Annotated in this window: 13 protein-coding genes and 1 riboswitch; of the genes, 11 read left to right on the top strand and 2 right to left on the bottom strand. The window is 50.9% G+C overall.

Annotated elements, in window-relative coordinates; genetic code table 11:
• The first annotated feature begins 4 nt into the window (after nt 1-4).
• The 5 genes from argB to oxyR all read left to right on the top strand — a co-directional run bounded on the left by argB (nt 5) and on the right by oxyR (nt 6,446).
• On the top strand, nt 5-781 hold the full coding sequence (gene argB, locus C4F37_RS15240) for an acetylglutamate kinase (protein ID WP_001298414.1): 777 nt from the start codon (nt 5-7) through the stop codon (nt 779-781).
• Between the two features lie 60 nt (nt 782-841).
• Nucleotides 842-2,215: an argininosuccinate lyase gene (gene argH, locus C4F37_RS15235; protein WP_001230079.1), complete on the top strand. Its 1,374-nt coding sequence runs from the start codon at nt 842-844 to the stop codon at nt 2,213-2,215.
• Nucleotides 2,216-2,712: 497 nt separating this feature from the next.
• A complete protein-coding gene (manD, locus tag C4F37_RS15225; RefSeq protein WP_000691039.1) occupies nt 2,713-3,927 on the top strand; it encodes a D-mannonate dehydratase ManD in 1,215 nt (404 codons plus the stop codon).
• A gap of 66 nt (nt 3,928-3,993) precedes the next feature.
• Nucleotides 3,994-5,277, top strand: a complete 1,284-nt coding sequence (locus C4F37_RS15220) for an MFS transporter (protein WP_000382186.1) — start codon at nt 3,994-3,996, stop codon at nt 5,275-5,277.
• Nucleotides 5,278-5,528: 251 nt separating this feature from the next.
• Nucleotides 5,529-6,446 (top strand): DNA-binding transcriptional regulator OxyR, encoded by a 918-nt coding sequence (gene oxyR / locus C4F37_RS15215; protein ID WP_001025939.1) that lies wholly within the window; start codon nt 5,529-5,531, stop codon nt 6,444-6,446.
• Here oxyR and sthA read toward each other — a convergent pair.
• Complete coding sequence (sthA, locus tag C4F37_RS15210) at nt 6,429-7,829, bottom strand: Si-specific NAD(P)(+) transhydrogenase (RefSeq protein WP_001120806.1); 1,401 nt, start codon at nt 7,827-7,829, stop codon at nt 6,429-6,431. The genes oxyR and sthA overlap by 18 nt on opposite strands.
• Before the next feature lie 329 nt (nt 7,830-8,158).
• On the opposite strand from sthA, the gene C4F37_RS15205 reads away from it, so the two are divergent.
• From C4F37_RS15205 to C4F37_RS15190, 4 genes are all read left to right on the top strand, one after another.
• Nucleotides 8,159-9,325: a M20 aminoacylase family protein gene (locus C4F37_RS15205; protein WP_001540363.1), complete on the top strand. Its 1,167-nt coding sequence runs from the start codon at nt 8,159-8,161 to the stop codon at nt 9,323-9,325.
• 42 nt (nt 9,326-9,367) lie between these two features.
• Nucleotides 9,368-10,684, top strand: coding sequence for a citrate-proton symporter (locus C4F37_RS15200; protein WP_000125464.1), 1,317 nt, complete (start codon nt 9,368-9,370; stop codon nt 10,682-10,684).
• 103 nt (nt 10,685-10,787) lie between these two features.
• Complete coding sequence (fabR, locus tag C4F37_RS15195; protein ID WP_122083113.1) at nt 10,788-11,438, top strand: HTH-type transcriptional repressor FabR; 651 nt, start codon at nt 10,788-10,790, stop codon at nt 11,436-11,438.
• The gene (locus C4F37_RS15190) at nt 11,438-11,797 is read left to right on the top strand and encodes a YijD family membrane protein (protein WP_000806411.1); all 360 of its coding nucleotides are present in this window, start codon (nt 11,438-11,440) and stop codon (nt 11,795-11,797) included. Before fabR ends, C4F37_RS15190 begins: the two co-directional genes overlap by 1 nt.
• Before the next feature lie 39 nt (nt 11,798-11,836).
• On the opposite strand, the gene trmA is transcribed toward C4F37_RS15190, so the two are convergent.
• Nucleotides 11,837-12,937, bottom strand: a complete 1,101-nt coding sequence (gene trmA / locus C4F37_RS15185) for a tRNA (uridine(54)-C5)-methyltransferase TrmA (protein ID WP_000187001.1) — start codon at nt 12,935-12,937, stop codon at nt 11,837-11,839.
• Between the two features lie 113 nt (nt 12,938-13,050).
• A riboswitch (cobalamin riboswitch) is annotated at nt 13,051-13,240 on the top strand.
• 65 nt (nt 13,241-13,305) lie between these two features.
• Between trmA and btuB the strand changes: the two genes are divergently transcribed.
• Both btuB and murI read left to right on the top strand, forming a co-directional pair.
• On the top strand, nt 13,306-15,150 hold the full coding sequence (gene btuB / locus C4F37_RS15180) for a TonB-dependent vitamin B12 receptor BtuB (protein WP_000591376.1): 1,845 nt from the start codon (nt 13,306-13,308) through the stop codon (nt 15,148-15,150).
• The gene (gene murI / locus C4F37_RS15175; RefSeq protein WP_000201829.1) at nt 15,095-15,952 is read left to right on the top strand and encodes a glutamate racemase; all 858 of its coding nucleotides are present in this window, start codon (nt 15,095-15,097) and stop codon (nt 15,950-15,952) included. The genes btuB and murI overlap by 56 nt, the downstream gene beginning before the upstream one ends.
• Nucleotides 15,953-16,102 lie beyond the last annotated feature (150 nt).

The following is a 16,102-nucleotide window of genomic DNA, read 5'->3' as shown; positions in this document are numbered from 1 at the left end:
TGCAATGATGAATCCATTAATTATCAAACTGGGTGGCGTACTGCTGGATAGTGAAGAGGCGCTGGAACGTCTGTTTAGCGCACTGGTGAATTATCGCGAGTCACATCAGCGTCAGCTGGTGATTGTGCACGGCGGCGGTTGCGTGGTGGATGAGCTGATGAAAGGGCTGAATCTGCCGGTGAAAAAGAAAAATGGCCTGCGGGTGACGCCTGCGGATCAGATAGACATTATCACCGGAGCACTGGCGGGAACGGCAAATAAAACCCTGCTGGCATGGGCGAAGAAGCATCAGATTGCGGCCGTAGGTTTGTTTCTCGGTGACGGCGACAGCGTCAAAGTGACCCAGCTTGATGAAGAGTTAGGCCATGTTGGACTGGCGCAGCCAGGTTCGCCTAAGCTTATCAACAGCTTGCTGGAGAACGGTTATCTGCCGGTGGTCAGCTCCATTGGCGTAACAAACGAAGGGCAACTGATGAACGTCAATGCCGACCAGGCGGCGACGGCGCTGGCGGCAACGCTGGGCGCGGATCTGATTTTGCTCTCTGACGTCAGCGGCATTCTCGACGGCAAAGGGCAACGTATTGCCGAAATGACCGCCGCGAAAGCAGAACAACTGATTGAGCAGGGCATTATTACTGACGGCATGATTGTGAAAGTGAACGCGGCGCTGGATGCTGCGCGCACGTTGGGCCGTCCGGTAGATATCGCCTCCTGGCGTCATGCGGAACAGCTTCCGGCACTGTTTAACGGTATGCCGATGGGTACGCGGATTTTAGCTTAAGTTTTGTTGGCCGGAGGCGCAGCTTTCCGGCATTGAATTTCAAAATAAGGAAACAGAGTTATGGCACTTTGGGGCGGGCGTTTTACCCAGGCAGCAGATCAACGGTTCAAACAATTCAACGACTCACTGCGCTTTGATTACCGTCTGGCGGAGCAGGATATTGTTGGCTCTGTGGCCTGGTCCAAAGCCCTGGTAACGGTCGGCGTGTTAACCGCAGAAGAGCAGGCGCAACTGGAAGAGGCGCTGAACGTGCTGCTGGAAGATGTTCGCGCCAGGCCACAACAAATCCTTGAAAGCGACGCCGAAGATATCCATAGCTGGGTGGAAGGCAAACTGATCGACAAAGTGGGTCAGTTAGGCAAAAAACTGCATACCGGGCGTAGCCGTAATGATCAGGTAGCAACTGACCTGAAACTGTGGTGCAAAGATACCGTTAGCGAGTTGCTGACGGCTAACCGGCAGTTACAATCCGCTCTGGTCGAGACCGCGCAGAACAATCAGGACGCGGTGATGCCGGGTTACACCCACCTGCAACGCGCCCAGCCGGTGACGTTCGCGCACTGGTGCCTGGCCTACGTTGAGATGCTGGCGCGTGATGAAAGCCGTTTGCAGGATGCGCTTAAGCGTCTGGATGTCAGCCCGCTAGGCTGTGGCGCACTGGCAGGAACGGCCTATGAAATCGACCGTGAACAGTTAGCAGGCTGGCTGGGCTTTGCTTCGGCGACCCGTAACAGTCTCGACAGCGTTTCTGACCGTGACCATGTGTTGGAACTGCTTTCTGCTGCCGCTATCGGCATGGTGCATCTGTCGCGTTTTGCTGAAGATCTGATTTTCTTTAACACCGGCGAAGCGGGGTTTGTGGAGCTTTCTGACCGTGTGACTTCCGGTTCATCATTAATGCCGCAGAAGAAAAACCCGGATGCGCTGGAGCTGATTCGCGGTAAATGCGGTCGGGTGCAGGGGGCGTTAACCGGCATGATGATGACGCTGAAAGGTTTGCCGCTGGCTTACAACAAAGATATGCAGGAAGACAAAGAAGGTCTGTTCGACGCGCTCGATACCTGGCTGGACTGCCTGCATATGGCGGCGCTGGTGCTGGACGGCATTCAGGTGAAACGTCCGCGTTGCCAGGAAGCGGCGCAGCAGGGTTACGCCAACGCTACTGAACTGGCGGATTATCTGGTGGCGAAAGGCGTACCGTTCCGCGAGGCGCACCATATTGTGGGTGAAGCGGTGGTGGAAGCCATTCGTCAGGGCAAAGCGCTGGAAGATCTGCCGCTCAGTGAGTTGCAGAAATTCAGCCAGGTGATTGGCGAAGATGTCTATCCGATTCTGTCGCTGCAATCGTGCCTCGACAAGCGTGCAGCAAAAGGCGGTGTCTCACCGCAACAGGTGGCGCAGGCGATTGCTTTTGCGCAGGCGCGGTTGGGGTAATTTGTTTATATTGCTCCCCTGAAAATGGGGAGCTTACCACGCCTACAAAGTGTGACACTTCGTAGGCGGATAAGGCGTTTACGCCGCATCAGGCAGAAATTTGTCAGCATTCTGGTGACCTTAAATTTAACGCCCAACCAGAACCATTATTTGTCACATTCCTTTTTATTCTTGCGTCTTCTTTACCTTCACTCTCCCCATAAAAATTATATTTTCAATACATCAGCCAATACATACTTTAATTAATTGAATATAATTCATTTCTATTGCTGTGTTCATTTTTAATGATTAATGGAGTTTGTTATGTGATTATTTAACGTGTTGTTTTAACGATGATGGCTAATTATTCAGGTGGTTTTTGAGGGTGTTTTTTCTCCTCGGTAGAAATTTTTATTTTTAATGTGATCACGGTTGAATAATCACTTTTGCTCTCTTGTATGGTAGTAGGCGTAAAATTAAGTTTGAAGTGTCTATTTACAATACAGGAGATTGCAATAATGAAAATTATTGCTGTGGATGTTTTTGTTACTTGTCCCGGGCGTAATTTCGTTACGCTTAAAATAACCACTGAAAGCGGACTTTGTGGATTAGGAGATGCCACGTTAAATGGTCGCGAATTGTCGGTCGCTTCTTATCTGAAAGATCATCTTTGTCCTCAATTAATTGGCCGCGATGCCAGCCGTATCGAAGATATCTGGCAATTCTTTTATAAAGGAGCTTACTGGCGACGTGGTCCCGTCACGATGTCGGCCATTTCTGCCATTGATATGGCGTTGTGGGATATCAAAGCTAAAGCGGCAAATATGCCATTGTATCAACTGCTTGGTGGCGCTTCTCGTGAAGGCGTGATGGTTTATTGCCACACCACCGGGCGGACGATTGATGAAGTCCTTGAAGACTATGCAAAGCACCAGCAGATGGGCTTTAAGGCGATTCGTGTGCAGTGTGGTGTACCGGGTATGCAAACCACCTATGGTCTGGCGAAGGGCAAAGGACTGGCGTATGAACCAGCAACCAAAGGCCTGTGGCCAGAAGAGCAGTTGTGGTCTTCAGAAAAGTATCTCGATTTTACGCCGAAGTTATTTGAAGCGGTGCGTAATAAGTTCGGTTTTAACGAACATCTGTTGCATGACATGCACCATCGCCTGACCCCCATCGAAGCGGCACGCTTTGGGAGGAGCATTGAGGATTACCGCCTGTTCTGGATGGAAGATCCGACGCCTGCCGAGAACCAGGAATGTTTTCGTCTGATTCGCCAGCATACCGTGACGCCGATTGCGGTCGGTGAAGTGTTTAACAGTATCTGGGACTGCAAGCAGTTAATCGAAGAGCAGCTGATTGACTATATTCGCACGACGATTACCCATGCAGGCGGCATTACCGGGATGCGACGGATTGCCGATTTTGCATCGCTTTATCAGGTACGTACCGGTTCGCATGGCCCTTCAGATTTATCGCCTGTTTGTCATGCGGCGGCGCTGCATTTTGACCTCTGGGTGCCAAACTTTGGCGTTCAGGAGTACATGGGCTATTCCGAACAAATGCTTGAAGTCTTCCCGCACAGCTGGCGCTTCGATGAAGGTTATATGCACCCAGGCGATGAACCGGGGCTGGGTATTTCTTTCGATGAGAAACTGGCGGCGAAATATCCGTATGACCCGGCGTATCTCCCCGTCGCACGACTGGAAGATGGCACATTGTGGAACTGGTAATAGCGGTTCGCTTAATTATTTTCTGAATATTCATCAAATCGATTAATTCCGCTCAAGGAGCTAAAAATGGACGTTGATGTGTCAACCAGTGTTGCGGGTAATAAACCGCAACGGATTCGTCGTATTCAGACAGTGACCCTGGTTTTATTATTTATGGCGGGGATCGTTAATTTTCTCGACCGTTCGTCATTGAGCGTGGCAGGTGAAGCAATTCGTGGTGAGTTAGGATTATCCGCTACCGAATTTGGTGTTTTGCTTTCTGCATTTTCTCTGTCTTATGGTTTTTCACAACTTCCTTCCGGTATTTTGCTAGACCGCTTTGGCCCACGAATAGTGTTAGGCGCAGGCTTAATATTCTGGTCATTAATGCAGGCATTAACAGGAATGGTTAATTCTTTTAGCCACTTTATTTTAATGCGTATCGGTCTGGGTATTGGCGAAGCGCCATTTATGCCTGCGGGAGTAAAGTCGATCACCGACTGGTATGCGCAAAAAGAACGCGGCACGGCGCTGGGGATTTTTAACTCATCTACCGTTATCGGTCAGGCTATCGCGCCTCCTGCTCTTGTATTGATGCAACTGGCATGGGGCTGGCGGACGATGTTTGTCATCATCGGCGTAGCAGGGATTCTGGTTGGGATCTGTTGGTACGCGTGGTATCGCAACCGGGCGCAGTTTGTCCTGACCGAGGAAGAACGGACATATCTCTCCGCGCCGGTTAAACCGCGTCCACAGTTACAATTTAGCGAGTGGCTGGCGCTGTTTAAGCATCGGACAACCTGGGGGATGATTTTAGGTTTCTCTGGCGTCAATTATACCGGTTGGCTCTACATCGCGTGGTTACCCGGTTATTTGCAGGCCGAACAAGGTTTCAGTCTGGCGAAAACCGGTTGGGTGGCGGCAATTCCTTTCCTCGCGGCGGCGGTCGGGATGTGGGTTAACGGTATTGTTGTCGATCGGCTGGCGAAAAAAGGCTATGACCTGGCGAAGACGCGTAAAACGGCGATTGTCTGCGGTTTGATGATGTCGGCATTAGGCACGTTGCTGGTCGTGCAATCTTCCTCGCCAGCCCAGGCGGTAGCGTTTATCTCAATGGCGCTGTTCTGCGTGCATTTCGCGGGAACATCTGCATGGGGGCTGGTGCAGGTGATGGTGTCAGAAACAAAAGTGGCTTCCATCGCCGGGATTCAAAACTTTGGCAGTTTTGTTTTTGCTTCCTTTGCTCCGATCGTAACCGGTTGGGTCGTGGATACCACACACTCGTTTAATCTGGCGCTGGTTATCGCGGCCTGTGTGACGTTCACCGGGGCGCTGTGTTACTTCTTTATTGTCAAAGATCGGATTGAGTAACCGTTACTATCAGGCTCTCTTGCTGTGGGCCTGTAGAATAAAAAAAAGCGGATCCTGGAGATCCGCAAAAGTTCACGTTGGCTTTAGTTATTCGAGTTGAGAAACTCTCGAAACGGGCAGTGACTTCAAGGGTTAAAAGAGGTGCCGCTCCGTTTCTGTGAGCAATTATCAGTCAGAATGCTTGATAGGGATAATCGTTCGTTGCTATGCTACCTATCGCCGCGAACTATCGTGGCAATGGAGGATGGATAATGAATATTCGTGATCTTGAGTACCTGGTGGCATTGGCCGAACACCGCCATTTTCGGCGTGCGGCAGATTCCTGCCACGTTAGCCAGCCGACGCTTAGCGGGCAAATTCGTAAGCTGGAAGATGAGTTGGGCGTGATGTTGCTGGAGCGGACCAGCCGTAAAGTGTTGTTCACCCAGGCGGGAATGCTGCTGGTGGATCAGGCGCGTACCGTACTGCGTGAGGTGAAAGTCCTTAAAGAGATGGCAAGCCAGCAGGGCGAGACGATGTCCGGGCCGCTGCATATTGGTTTGATTCCCACGGTTGGACCGTACCTGCTACCGCATATTATCCCGATGCTGCACCAGACCTTTCCAAAGCTGGAAATGTATCTGCATGAAGCACAGACCCACCAGTTACTGGCGCAACTGGACAGCGGCAAACTCGATTGCGTGATCCTCGCGCTGGTGAAAGAGAGCGAAGCATTCATTGAAGTGCCGTTGTTTGATGAGCCAATGTTGCTGGCTATCTATGAAGACCACCCGTGGGCGAACCGCGAATGCGTACCGATGGCCGATCTGGCAGGGGAAAAACTGCTGATGCTGGAAGATGGTCACTGTTTGCGCGATCAGGCAATGGGTTTCTGTTTTGAAGCCGGGGCGGATGAAGATACACACTTCCGCGCGACCAGCCTGGAAACTCTGCGCAACATGGTGGCGGCAGGTAGCGGGATCACTTTACTGCCTGCGCTGGCTGTGCCGCCGGAACGCAAACGCGATGGGGTTGTTTATCTGCCGTGCATTAAGCCGGAACCACGCCGCACTATTGGCCTGGTTTATCGTCCTGGCTCACCGCTGCGCAGCCGCTATGAGCAGCTGGCAGAGGCCATCCGCGCAAGAATGGATGGCCATTTCGATAAAGTGTTAAAACAGGCGGTTTAAGCCATTTAGCGCAGCTACCCGATAGGCTTCCGCCATCGTCGGGTAGTTAAAGGTGGTGTTGACGAAGTACTCAATAGTGTTGCCGCCACCTTTCTGTTCCATAATCGCCTGACCGATATGAATAATTTCGGCAGCGCGCTCGCCAAAGCAGTGAATACCCAGAATCTCTTTTGTTTCCCGATGGAACAAAATTTTCAGCGTGCCCACGTTCATGCCGACGATTTGTGCACGTGCCAGATGTTTAAACTGGGCGCGGCCCACTTCATATGGCACTTTCATCGCGGTCAGCTGCTGTTCGGTTTTGCCTACAGAGCTGATTTCCGGGATGGTGTAAATGCCGGTAGGGATATCTTCAATCAGATGTGCGTTGGCTTCACCTTTCACCAGCGCCTGCGCGGCAATGCGCCCCTGGTCATAGGCTGCCGACGCCAGGCTCGGATAACCAATCACGTCGCCCACCGCGTAAACGTGCGGCTGTGCGGTCTGATACATGCTGTTGACCTTCAGCTGTCCGCGACTGTCAGTTTCCAGCCCAATGTTCTGTAACGCCAGCGAATCTGTATTACCGGTGCGACCGTTGGCATAGAGCAGACAGTCAGCTTTCAGTTTTTTACCCGACTTCAGATGCATGATCACACCGTCGTCACAGCCTTCGATCTTCTCGTACTCTTCGTTGTGACGAATCACTACGCCACTGTTCCAGAAGTGATAGGAGAGAGAATCTGACATCTCTTGATCGAGAAATGCCAGCAGGCGATCGCGGGTGTTGATCAGATCCACTTTTACATCCATACCGCGGAAGATCGACGCATATTCACAGCCGATCACTCCAGCACCGTAAATAAGTACATGGCGCGGTTCGTGGTGCATGCTAAGAATTGAGTCGCTGTCATAAATGCGTGGATGGGTGAAATCAACATCTGTTGGATGATATGGACGAGAACCGCAGGCAATAACAAATTTTTCAGCAGTTAGTGTTTCGACGCTGCCGTCCGGGCAATCCAGCGCCAACGTATGCTCATCAACAAAGCGAGCGTTCCCCTGCAATATTTCACAGTGATTACGTTCGTAAAATCCCTGACGCATGCGCGTTTGTTGATTAATCACGTTATCGGCATGGTTAAGGATATCGGCAAAAGAAGAGCGGAGCAGTCGGGAATGGTCGCTGTATAGTGGGTTTTGATTGAATTCTATAATGCGGCTGACGGCGTGACGGAGAGCTTTCGACGGGATGGTGCCCCAGTGGGTGCAACCGCCGCCAACATTTTGATAACGCTCGATAACTGCGACGCGCGCACCTTGCTTAACCAGGCCCATCGCAGCGCCTTCGCCGCCGGGGCCGGAACCTATTACTATGGCATCGTAATCGTAGGAATGTGGCATGGTAGGGCTTACCTATTCTTATACATAAAAGCAACAGAATGGTAACATTTTATCGCGGGTAAGCCAATTGATCCCCGTCATTTATCTGGCTATATCGTGAGCGGCCTTTGCTTTGTCTTCCTCCTTCTTATTTTATTTATTCACTATTAATCGCTTTTTCTTATGGCTGATAGTTTTATCTTGCCGAAGCGTGCTTTTTTGTTATTGTCTTTATGAAATCTTCTTATAAAACAAATGTATAAATATTTTATATTGATGAGTTATTTGTATTTATACCATCAATAAAATCCGTTAATTAGCCTGTTTATAAGTGAATAAAGGAATAGCCGATGATCGAACACTATATTCGTGGGTTTGAGGAAGAACTTCGCGAGATCCGCCATCAGATCCACGGAAACCCGGAGCTGGGATTACAAGAATTTAAAACCAGTGCTTTGGTTGCGGAAAAGCTGCGCCAGTGGGGCTATGAGGTTGAGCAAGGGCTGGCGACAACCGGCGTGGTAGCCACGTTAAAAGTGGGCGACGGAGAGAAAAGTATTGGCCTGCGGGCGGATATGGATGCGTTGCCGATTTATGAAAATAGTGGCAAGCCCTGGGCCAGTAAACATCCTGGTTTAATGCACGCCTGCGGGCATGACGGGCATACCACCATACTGCTGGGGGCTGCGCGTTATTTTGCCGAAACCCGCCGTTTTAACGGCACGTTACGCCTTATCTTCCAGCCTGCGGAAGAGATGATTAACGGCGGTGAGATCATGGTTAAAGAGGGGCTTTTTGATCGTTTCCCCTGCGATGTCATTTTCGGGATGCACAACATGCCGGGTTTGCCGGTCGGCAAGTTTTTCTTCCAGCCTGGGGCGCTGATGGCGTCAATGGATCAGTTCCATATTACGGTTCGTGGTTGTGGCGGACACGGTGCGATCCCGCACAAAGCCATCGATCCAGTGCTGGTTGCTGCACATATCACCACCGCATTACAAAGCATTGTGTCGCGCAATGTCGATCCGCTGGAAGCGGCGGTAATTACCGTCGGCAGCATTGTTGCGGGTGAGGCGGCTAACGTCATTCCTGACAGTGCTGAGATGAAAATCAGTGTCCGCTCTCTTAGCCGCGATACCCGACAACTTCTTCTGACCCGTATTCCTGCTCTTGCACAAGCCCAGGCTGCCAGCTTTGGCGCTACGGCTGAGGTTACGCATGTTAACGGTACACCGGTATTAGTAAATGACGAGGAGATGGCGCGCTTCGCCTGGCAGGTGGCGTGCAAAACATTTGGTGAAGATCGGGCTGAGTTTGGCATCAAACCCCTGATGGGCAGTGAAGATTTCTCTTTCATGCTGGAAGCCCAACCCAAAGGCGGTTTCCTGTTATTCGGTAATGGCGATGTCGGGGAAGGTTCCTGCATGGTGCATAACCCCGGTTACGACTTTAACGATGCAAGCCTGGTCCCGGCAAGCAGCTACTGGGGCGCACTGGTTGAAGCCTGGCTGCAATAAATAAAACAACACACAACAACACTTTTTGGCAAGGAACATGGAATGACGGCGATCGTAAATGAAACCGTGAGTGTGAAGAAAAAGCCCAGCGGCAGGCGGGTGATCTTTGCCTCGGCGTTTGGCAATGCGCTCGAATTTTTTGATTTTGGCGTTTACAACTTTTTTGTGGTCTATATCAGTACGCTTTTCTTCCCACCCAGTGCCGATCATAACGTCGCGCTGTTACTGGCATTTGCAACGTTTGGTGTGAGCTTTTTTATGCGTCCGCTCGGTGGGATTATCGTTGGTGCCTGGGCCGATCGCTTCGGGCGTAAACCGGCGATGGTGTTCACTATTGCTCTGATGAGCCTCGGTACGCTGATGATCGGCATCGCACCGACGTATGAAACGGCGGGCTATTGGGGAACTGCAACGCTGGTGCTGGCGCGTCTAATTCAGGGCGTTGCGGCAGGTGGTGAAGTCGGGGCTTCAATGTCGCTACTGGTGGAGTCAGCTCCGGCAAATCGTCGCGGCTTTTACAGCAGTTGGTCACTGGCGACCCAAGGGCTGGCAACGACCTTCGGTGGGGTTGTTGCTTTAGGTCTGAGCGCATGGCTACCGTTCGCCACAGGTTCAGAAACCGTAATGGCAGAATGGGGCTGGCGTGTGCCGTTTTTTATTGGCGTGTTATTAGCACCTATCGGTTGCTGGTTGCGTCTGAGCCTGGAAAATGACGTACCTGAGCCAGTGCGCAATAAAAAAGCTGCTACCAGCGAAAGCGCGTTTTCTCTGCTCCTGCAACATAAGGCGACTATCGTTAATGGCGTTTTACTCGCTATTGGTAGCACGGTCGCAACCTATATCTCCCTCTTTTATTACGGCACCTGGGCGGCGAAGTATCTGGCGATGCCTCAACATTATTCTCATGCAGCGATGTTACTGGCGGGGGTAATTACGTTTGTGGGTGCGCTGTTGGTGGGGATGCTATGTGATTCGGTTGGGCGTAAAAAGCTGATTTTAATCTCCCGTGTGATGGTGCTTCTCTGTAGCTGGCCGTCATTCTGGCTGTTGGTGAATTACCCAAGCCCTGGCATGTTGCTGACGGTGGTTTTCGTGATGGTCAGCTTTACCACGCTTGGCGGTGTGCCAGTGATGTTGTTGATCTCTGAACTGTTGCCGAAACGGATTCGGGCATTAGGTTTCGCGCTGGTTTATAGCATTGGCGTAGCAATCTTTGGCGGTTTTGCGCAATATTTCGCCACGCAATCCATCGTGTTGCTGGATAGTCTGACGGCTCCGGCGTGGTATCTGGGGGGAGGCACGTTGCTGTCGATGCTGGCGTTGTTGTACGTAAAAGAACCGGCCAAAGAATTGCAGTAAATATGTTTTATTGCGTTACCGTTCATTCACAACACTGGAGCAATCCAGTATGTTCATTCTCTGGTATAGTGCCAGCAGTACTTTTGGCAAGGATTCAGACATCGTGATGGGCGTAAGAGCGCAACAAAAAGAAAAAACCCGCCGTTCGCTGGTGGAAGCCGCATTTAGCCAATTAAGTGCTGAACGCAGCTTCGCCAGCCTGAGTTTGCGTGAAGTGGCACGAGAAGCAGGCATTGCTCCCACCTCTTTTTATCGGCATTTCCGCGACGTAGACGAACTGGGTCTGACCATGGTTGATGAGAGCGGTTTAATGCTACGCCAACTCATGCGTCAGGCGCGTCAGCGTATCGCCAAAGGCGGGAGTGTGATCCGCACCTCGGTCTCCACATTTATGGAGTTCATCGGTAATAATCCTAACGCCTTCCGGTTATTATTGCGGGAACGCTCCGGCACCTCCGCTGCGTTTCGTGCCGCCGTTGCGCGTGAAATTCAGCACTTCATTGCGGAACTTGCGGACTATCTGGAACTCGAAAACCATATGCCGCGTGCGTTTACTGAAGCGCAAGCCGAAGCAATGGTGACGATTGTCTTCAGTGCGGGGGCCGAGGCGTTGGATGTCGGCGTCGAGCAACGCCGGCAATTAGAAGAGCGACTGGTACTGCAGCTGCGAATGATTTCGAAAGGGGCTTATTACTGGTATCGCCGTGAACAAGAGAAAACCACAATTATTCCGGGAAATGTGAAGGACGAGTAATGAAACAAGCAAATCAAGATAGAGGTACGCTGCTGCTAGCGTTGGTTGCTGGCTTATCGATCAATGGTACTTTTGCAGCGCTGTTTAGCTCCATTGTACCATTTTCTGTATTCCCGATTATTTCCCTGGTGTTGACAGTTTACTGCCTGCATCAACGTTATCTTAATCGCACTATGCCGGTAGGCTTGCCGGGTCTGGCAGCTGCTTGTTTTATTCTCGGCGTACTGCTGTACAGCACGGTAGTTCGTGCGGAATATCCGGATATCGGCTCTAACTTCTTCCCGGCAGTACTGTCCGTCATTATGGTGTTCTGGATTGGCGCGAAGATGCGTAACCGTAAGCAGGAAGTTGCTGAGTAATCGGTATCATGCCGGATGCAAGCGCATCCGGCATGGGTTTTACTTCGCGGTCAGTAATACGCCGCACTCCATATGGTGCGTGTAGGGGAACTGATCAAATAGAGCCAGACGTTCGACCTTGTGCGTCTGGCTTAATGTTTCCAGATTCTTGCATAACGTTTCCGGATTGCAGGAGATATACAGAATACGTGGATACGCCTGCACCATTTTCTCGGTTTCACTGTCCAGACCGCTGCGCGGTGGGTCGACAAAAATGGTTTCGCACTGATAACTCTTTAAGTCGATTCCTTGCAGGCGGTTAAACTCGCGCACACCATTCATCGCCTGAGTAAATTCTTCTGCCGCCATACGAATAATTTGTACGTTATCAATATGGTTAGCGGCAATGTTGTATTGCGCGGCGGCGACTGACGGCTTGGCGATTTCGGTGGCTAATACCCGATCAAAATTGCGTGCCAGCGCTAATGAAAAGTTACCGTTGCCGCAGTATAGCTCCAGTAAATCGCCTTTTGAGCCTTTGGTTACGTCCAGCGCCCATTCCAGCATCTGAATATTCATCGCCGCGTTCGGTTGGGTAAAGCTGTTTTCTACCTGACGGTAGATCATCTCTTTCCCCGCGATCGGCAGACGTTCGTCGATGTAATCCTGATCCAGCGCGATTTTGGTTTTCGTTGCCCGACCAATCAGATGCACATTCAGATTCTGCGCGCGCAGTGCATCGCGCAGGGCTTCCGCCTGCTGACGCCACTCATCATCCAGCTTTTTATGGTACAGCAAGGAAACAACCGCTTGATTGCTTAGCGTAGTGAGGTAATCAATCTGGAACAACTTGTGGCGCAGAATGGGATTATTACGCACACCCGCAATCATCGCCGTCATCAACTGGTTGATAAGTTCACTGGCGGCGGGGAAGCTATCCACACGGATACGACTTTTGGTTTGTTGATCGAAAATGATGTGGTACAGGTCATCGCCATCGTGCCAGATGCGGAACTCCGCACGCATCCGATAATGACTGACCGGCGAGCGAAACACTTCCGGAACCAGGTCAGAAAACGGTGCCATCATACTTTGCAAACGTACCACTTTTTCGGCTAACTGCGCTTCATACTGTTCTGTTGGAAGGTGTTCGGGGGTCATGATGTATCCTGAAAAATTAAAGTACGCGGCGATTGTAGGGATTGCTCATCAGATGTCCAGATCTTGATGAATTCCTATTTGTGAGCTACGTCTGGACAGTAACTTGTTACAACCTGTAGCATCCACTTGCCGGTCCTGTGAGTTAATAGGGAATCCAGTGCGAATCTGGAGCTGACGCGCAGCGGTAAGGAAAGGTGCGATGATTGCGTTATGCGGACACTGCCATCCGGTGGGAAGTCATCATCTCTTAGTATCTTAGATACCCCTCCAAGCCCGAAGACCTGCCGGCCAACGTCGCATCTGGTTCTCATCATCGCGTAATATTGATGAAACCTGCGGCATCCTTCTTCTATTGTGGATGCTTTACAATGATTAAAAAAGCTTCGCTGCTGACGGCGTGTTCCGTCACGGCATTTTCCGCTTGGGCACAGGATACCAGCCCGGATACTCTCGTCGTTACTGCTAACCGTTTTGAACAACCGCGCAGCACTGTGCTTGCGCCAACTACTGTTGTGACGCGTCAGGATATCGACCGCTGGCAGTCGACCTCGGTCAATGATGTGCTGCGCCGTCTTCCGGGCGTGGATATCACCCAAAACGGCGGTTCAGGTCAGCTCTCATCTATTTTTATTCGCGGTACAAATGCCAGTCATGTGTTGGTGTTAATTGATGGCGTCCGCCTGAATTTGGCGGGGGTGAGTGGTTCTGCTGATCTTAGTCAGTTCCCTATTGCGCTTGTCCAGCGTGTTGAATATATCCGTGGGCCGCGCTCCGCTGTTTATGGTTCAGATGCAATAGGCGGGGTCGTGAATATCATCACGACGCGCGATCACCCCGGAACGGAAATTTCAGCAGGGTGGGGAAGCAATAGTTATCAGAACTATGATGTCTCTACACAGCAACAACTGGGGGATAAGACACGGGTAACGCTGTTGGGCGATTATGCCCATACTCATGGTTATGATGTTGTCGCCTATGGTAATACCGGAACGCAAGCGCAGCCAGATAACGATGGTTTTTTAAGTAAAACGCTTTATGGCGCGCTGGAGCATAATTTTACTGATGTCTGGAGCGGCTTTGTGCGCGGCTATGGCTATGATAATCGTACCAATTATGACGCATATTATTCTCCCGGCTTGCCACTGGTCGATACCCGTAAACTCTATAGCCAAAGTTGGGATGCCGGACTGCGCTATAACGGCGAACTGATTAAATCACAACTGATTTCCAGCTACAGCCATAGCAAAGATTACAACTACGATCCGCATTATGGTCGTTATGATTCGTCCGCGACGCTCGATGAGATGAAACAGTACACCGTCCAGTGGGCAAACAACATCATCATTGGCCACGGTAATATTGGTGCGGGTGTTGACTGGCAGAAGCAGAGCACGGCACCGGGCACAGCTTATGTTGAGGATGGATATGATCAACGTAATACCGGCATCTATCTGACTGGGCTGCAACAAGTCGGCGATTTTACTTTTGAAGGCGCAGGACGCAGCGACGATAATTCTCAGTTTGGTCGTCATGGTACCTGGCAAACCAGCGCCGGTTGGGAGTTCATCGAAGGTTATCGCTTTATTGCTTCCTACGGAACATCTTATAAGGCACCAAATCTTGGGCAACTGTATGGCACCTACGGTAATCCGAATCTGAATCCTGAGAAAAGCAAACAATGGGAAGGCGCGTTTGAAGGCTTAACTGCTGGGGTTAACTGGCGTATTTCCGGATATCGTAACGATGTCAGTGACTTGATCGATTATGATGATCACACCCTGAAATATTACAACGAAGGGAAAGCGCGGATTAAGGGTGTCGAGGCGACCGCTAATTTTGATACCGGACCACTGACGCATACTGTGAGTTATGATTATGTTGATGCGCGCAATGCAATTACTGACACGCCGTTGTTACGCCGTGCTAAACAGCAGGTGAAATACCAGCTCGACTGGCAGTTGTATGACTTCGACTGGGGGATTACTTATCAGTATTTAGGCACTCGCTATGATAAGGATTACTCATCTTATCCTTATCAAACCGTTAAAATGGGCGGTGTGAGCTTGTGGGATCTTGCGGTTGCGTATCCGGTCACCTCTCACCTGACAGTTCGTGGTAAAATAGCCAACCTGTTCGACAAAGATTATGAGACAGTCTATGGCTACCAAACTGCAGGACGGGAATACACCTTGTCTGGCAGCTACACCTTCTGAACCACGTCCCACCGTGCTGGTGTTTGACTCCGGCGTCGGTGGGTTGTCGGTCTATGACGAGATCCGGCATCTCTTACCGGATCTCCATTACATTTATGCTTTCGATAACGTCGCTTTCCCGTATGGCGAAAAAAGCGAAGTGTTTATTGTTGAGCGAGTGGTGGAAATTGTCACCGCAGTGCAAGAACGTTATCCCCTTGCGCTGGCTGTGGTCGCTTGCAACACCGCCAGTACCGTTTCACTTCCTGCATTACGCGAAAAGTTCGACTTCCCGGTTGTTGGTGTCGTGCCGGCGATTAAACCTGCTGCACGTCTGACGGCAAATGGCATTGTCGGATTACTGGCAACCCGCGGAACTGTTAAACGTTCTTATACTCATGAGCTGATCGCGCGTTTCGCTAATGAATGCCAGATAGAAATGCTGGGCTCGGCAGAGATGGTTGAGTTGGCTGAAGCGAAGCTGCATGGCGAAGATGTTTCTCTGGATGCGCTAAAACGTATCCTACGCCCGTGGTTAAGAATGAAAGAGCCGCCAGATACCGTTGTACTGGGGTGTACCCATTTCCCTCTACTACAAGAAGAACTGTTACAGGTGCTGCCAGAGGGAACCCGGCTGGTGGATTCTGGCGCAGCGATTGCTCGCCGAACGGCCTGGCTGTTAGAACATGAAGCCCCGGATGCAAAATCTGCCGATGCGAATATTGCCTTTTGTATGGCAATGACGCCAGAAGCTGAACAATTATTGCCCGTTTTACAGCGTTACGGCTTCGAAACGCTCGAAAAACTGGCAGTTTTAGGCTGATTTGGTTGAATGTTGCGCGGTCAGAAAATTATTTTAAATTTCCTCTTGTCAGGCCGGAATAACTCCCTATAATGCGCCACCACTGACACGGAACAACGGCAAACACGCCGCCGGGTCAGCGGGGTTCTCCTGAGAATCTCAACAGAGAAA

The organism is Escherichia sp. R1 (genome assembly GCF_003000935.1).
GTDB classification, from domain to species: domain Bacteria; phylum Pseudomonadota; class Gammaproteobacteria; order Enterobacterales; family Enterobacteriaceae; genus Escherichia; species Escherichia coli.
The sequence above is the reverse complement of the archived record's forward strand: the minus strand, read 5'-3'. Positions and strand labels throughout refer to the sequence as shown.

Bases quoted from the DNA above. Each gene is read 5' to 3' on its own strand.
- argB (WP_001298414.1), top strand. From the start codon at position 5: ATGATGAATCCATTAATTATCAAACTGGGTGGCGTACTGCTGGATAGT.
- argH (WP_001230079.1), top strand. From the start codon at position 842: ATGGCACTTTGGGGCGGGCGTTTTACCCAGGCAGCAGATCAACGGTTC.
- manD (WP_000691039.1), top strand. From the start codon at position 2,713: ATGAAAATTATTGCTGTGGATGTTTTTGTTACTTGTCCCGGGCGTAAT.
- C4F37_RS15220 (WP_000382186.1), top strand. From the start codon at position 3,994: ATGGACGTTGATGTGTCAACCAGTGTTGCGGGTAATAAACCGCAACGG.
- oxyR (WP_001025939.1), top strand. From the start codon at position 5,529: ATGAATATTCGTGATCTTGAGTACCTGGTGGCATTGGCCGAACACCGC.
- sthA (WP_001120806.1), bottom strand. From the start codon at position 7,829: ATGCCACATTCCTACGATTACGATGCCATAGTAATAGGTTCCGGCCCC.
- C4F37_RS15205 (WP_001540363.1), top strand. From the start codon at position 8,159: ATGATCGAACACTATATTCGTGGGTTTGAGGAAGAACTTCGCGAGATC.
- C4F37_RS15200 (WP_000125464.1), top strand. From the start codon at position 9,368: ATGACGGCGATCGTAAATGAAACCGTGAGTGTGAAGAAAAAGCCCAGC.
- C4F37_RS15190 (WP_000806411.1), top strand. From the start codon at position 11,438: ATGAAACAAGCAAATCAAGATAGAGGTACGCTGCTGCTAGCGTTGGTT.
- trmA (WP_000187001.1), bottom strand. From the start codon at position 12,937: ATGACCCCCGAACACCTTCCAACAGAACAGTATGAAGCGCAGTTAGCC.
- btuB (WP_000591376.1), top strand. From the start codon at position 13,306: ATGATTAAAAAAGCTTCGCTGCTGACGGCGTGTTCCGTCACGGCATTT.
- murI (WP_000201829.1), top strand. From the start codon at position 15,095: ATGGCTACCAAACTGCAGGACGGGAATACACCTTGTCTGGCAGCTACA.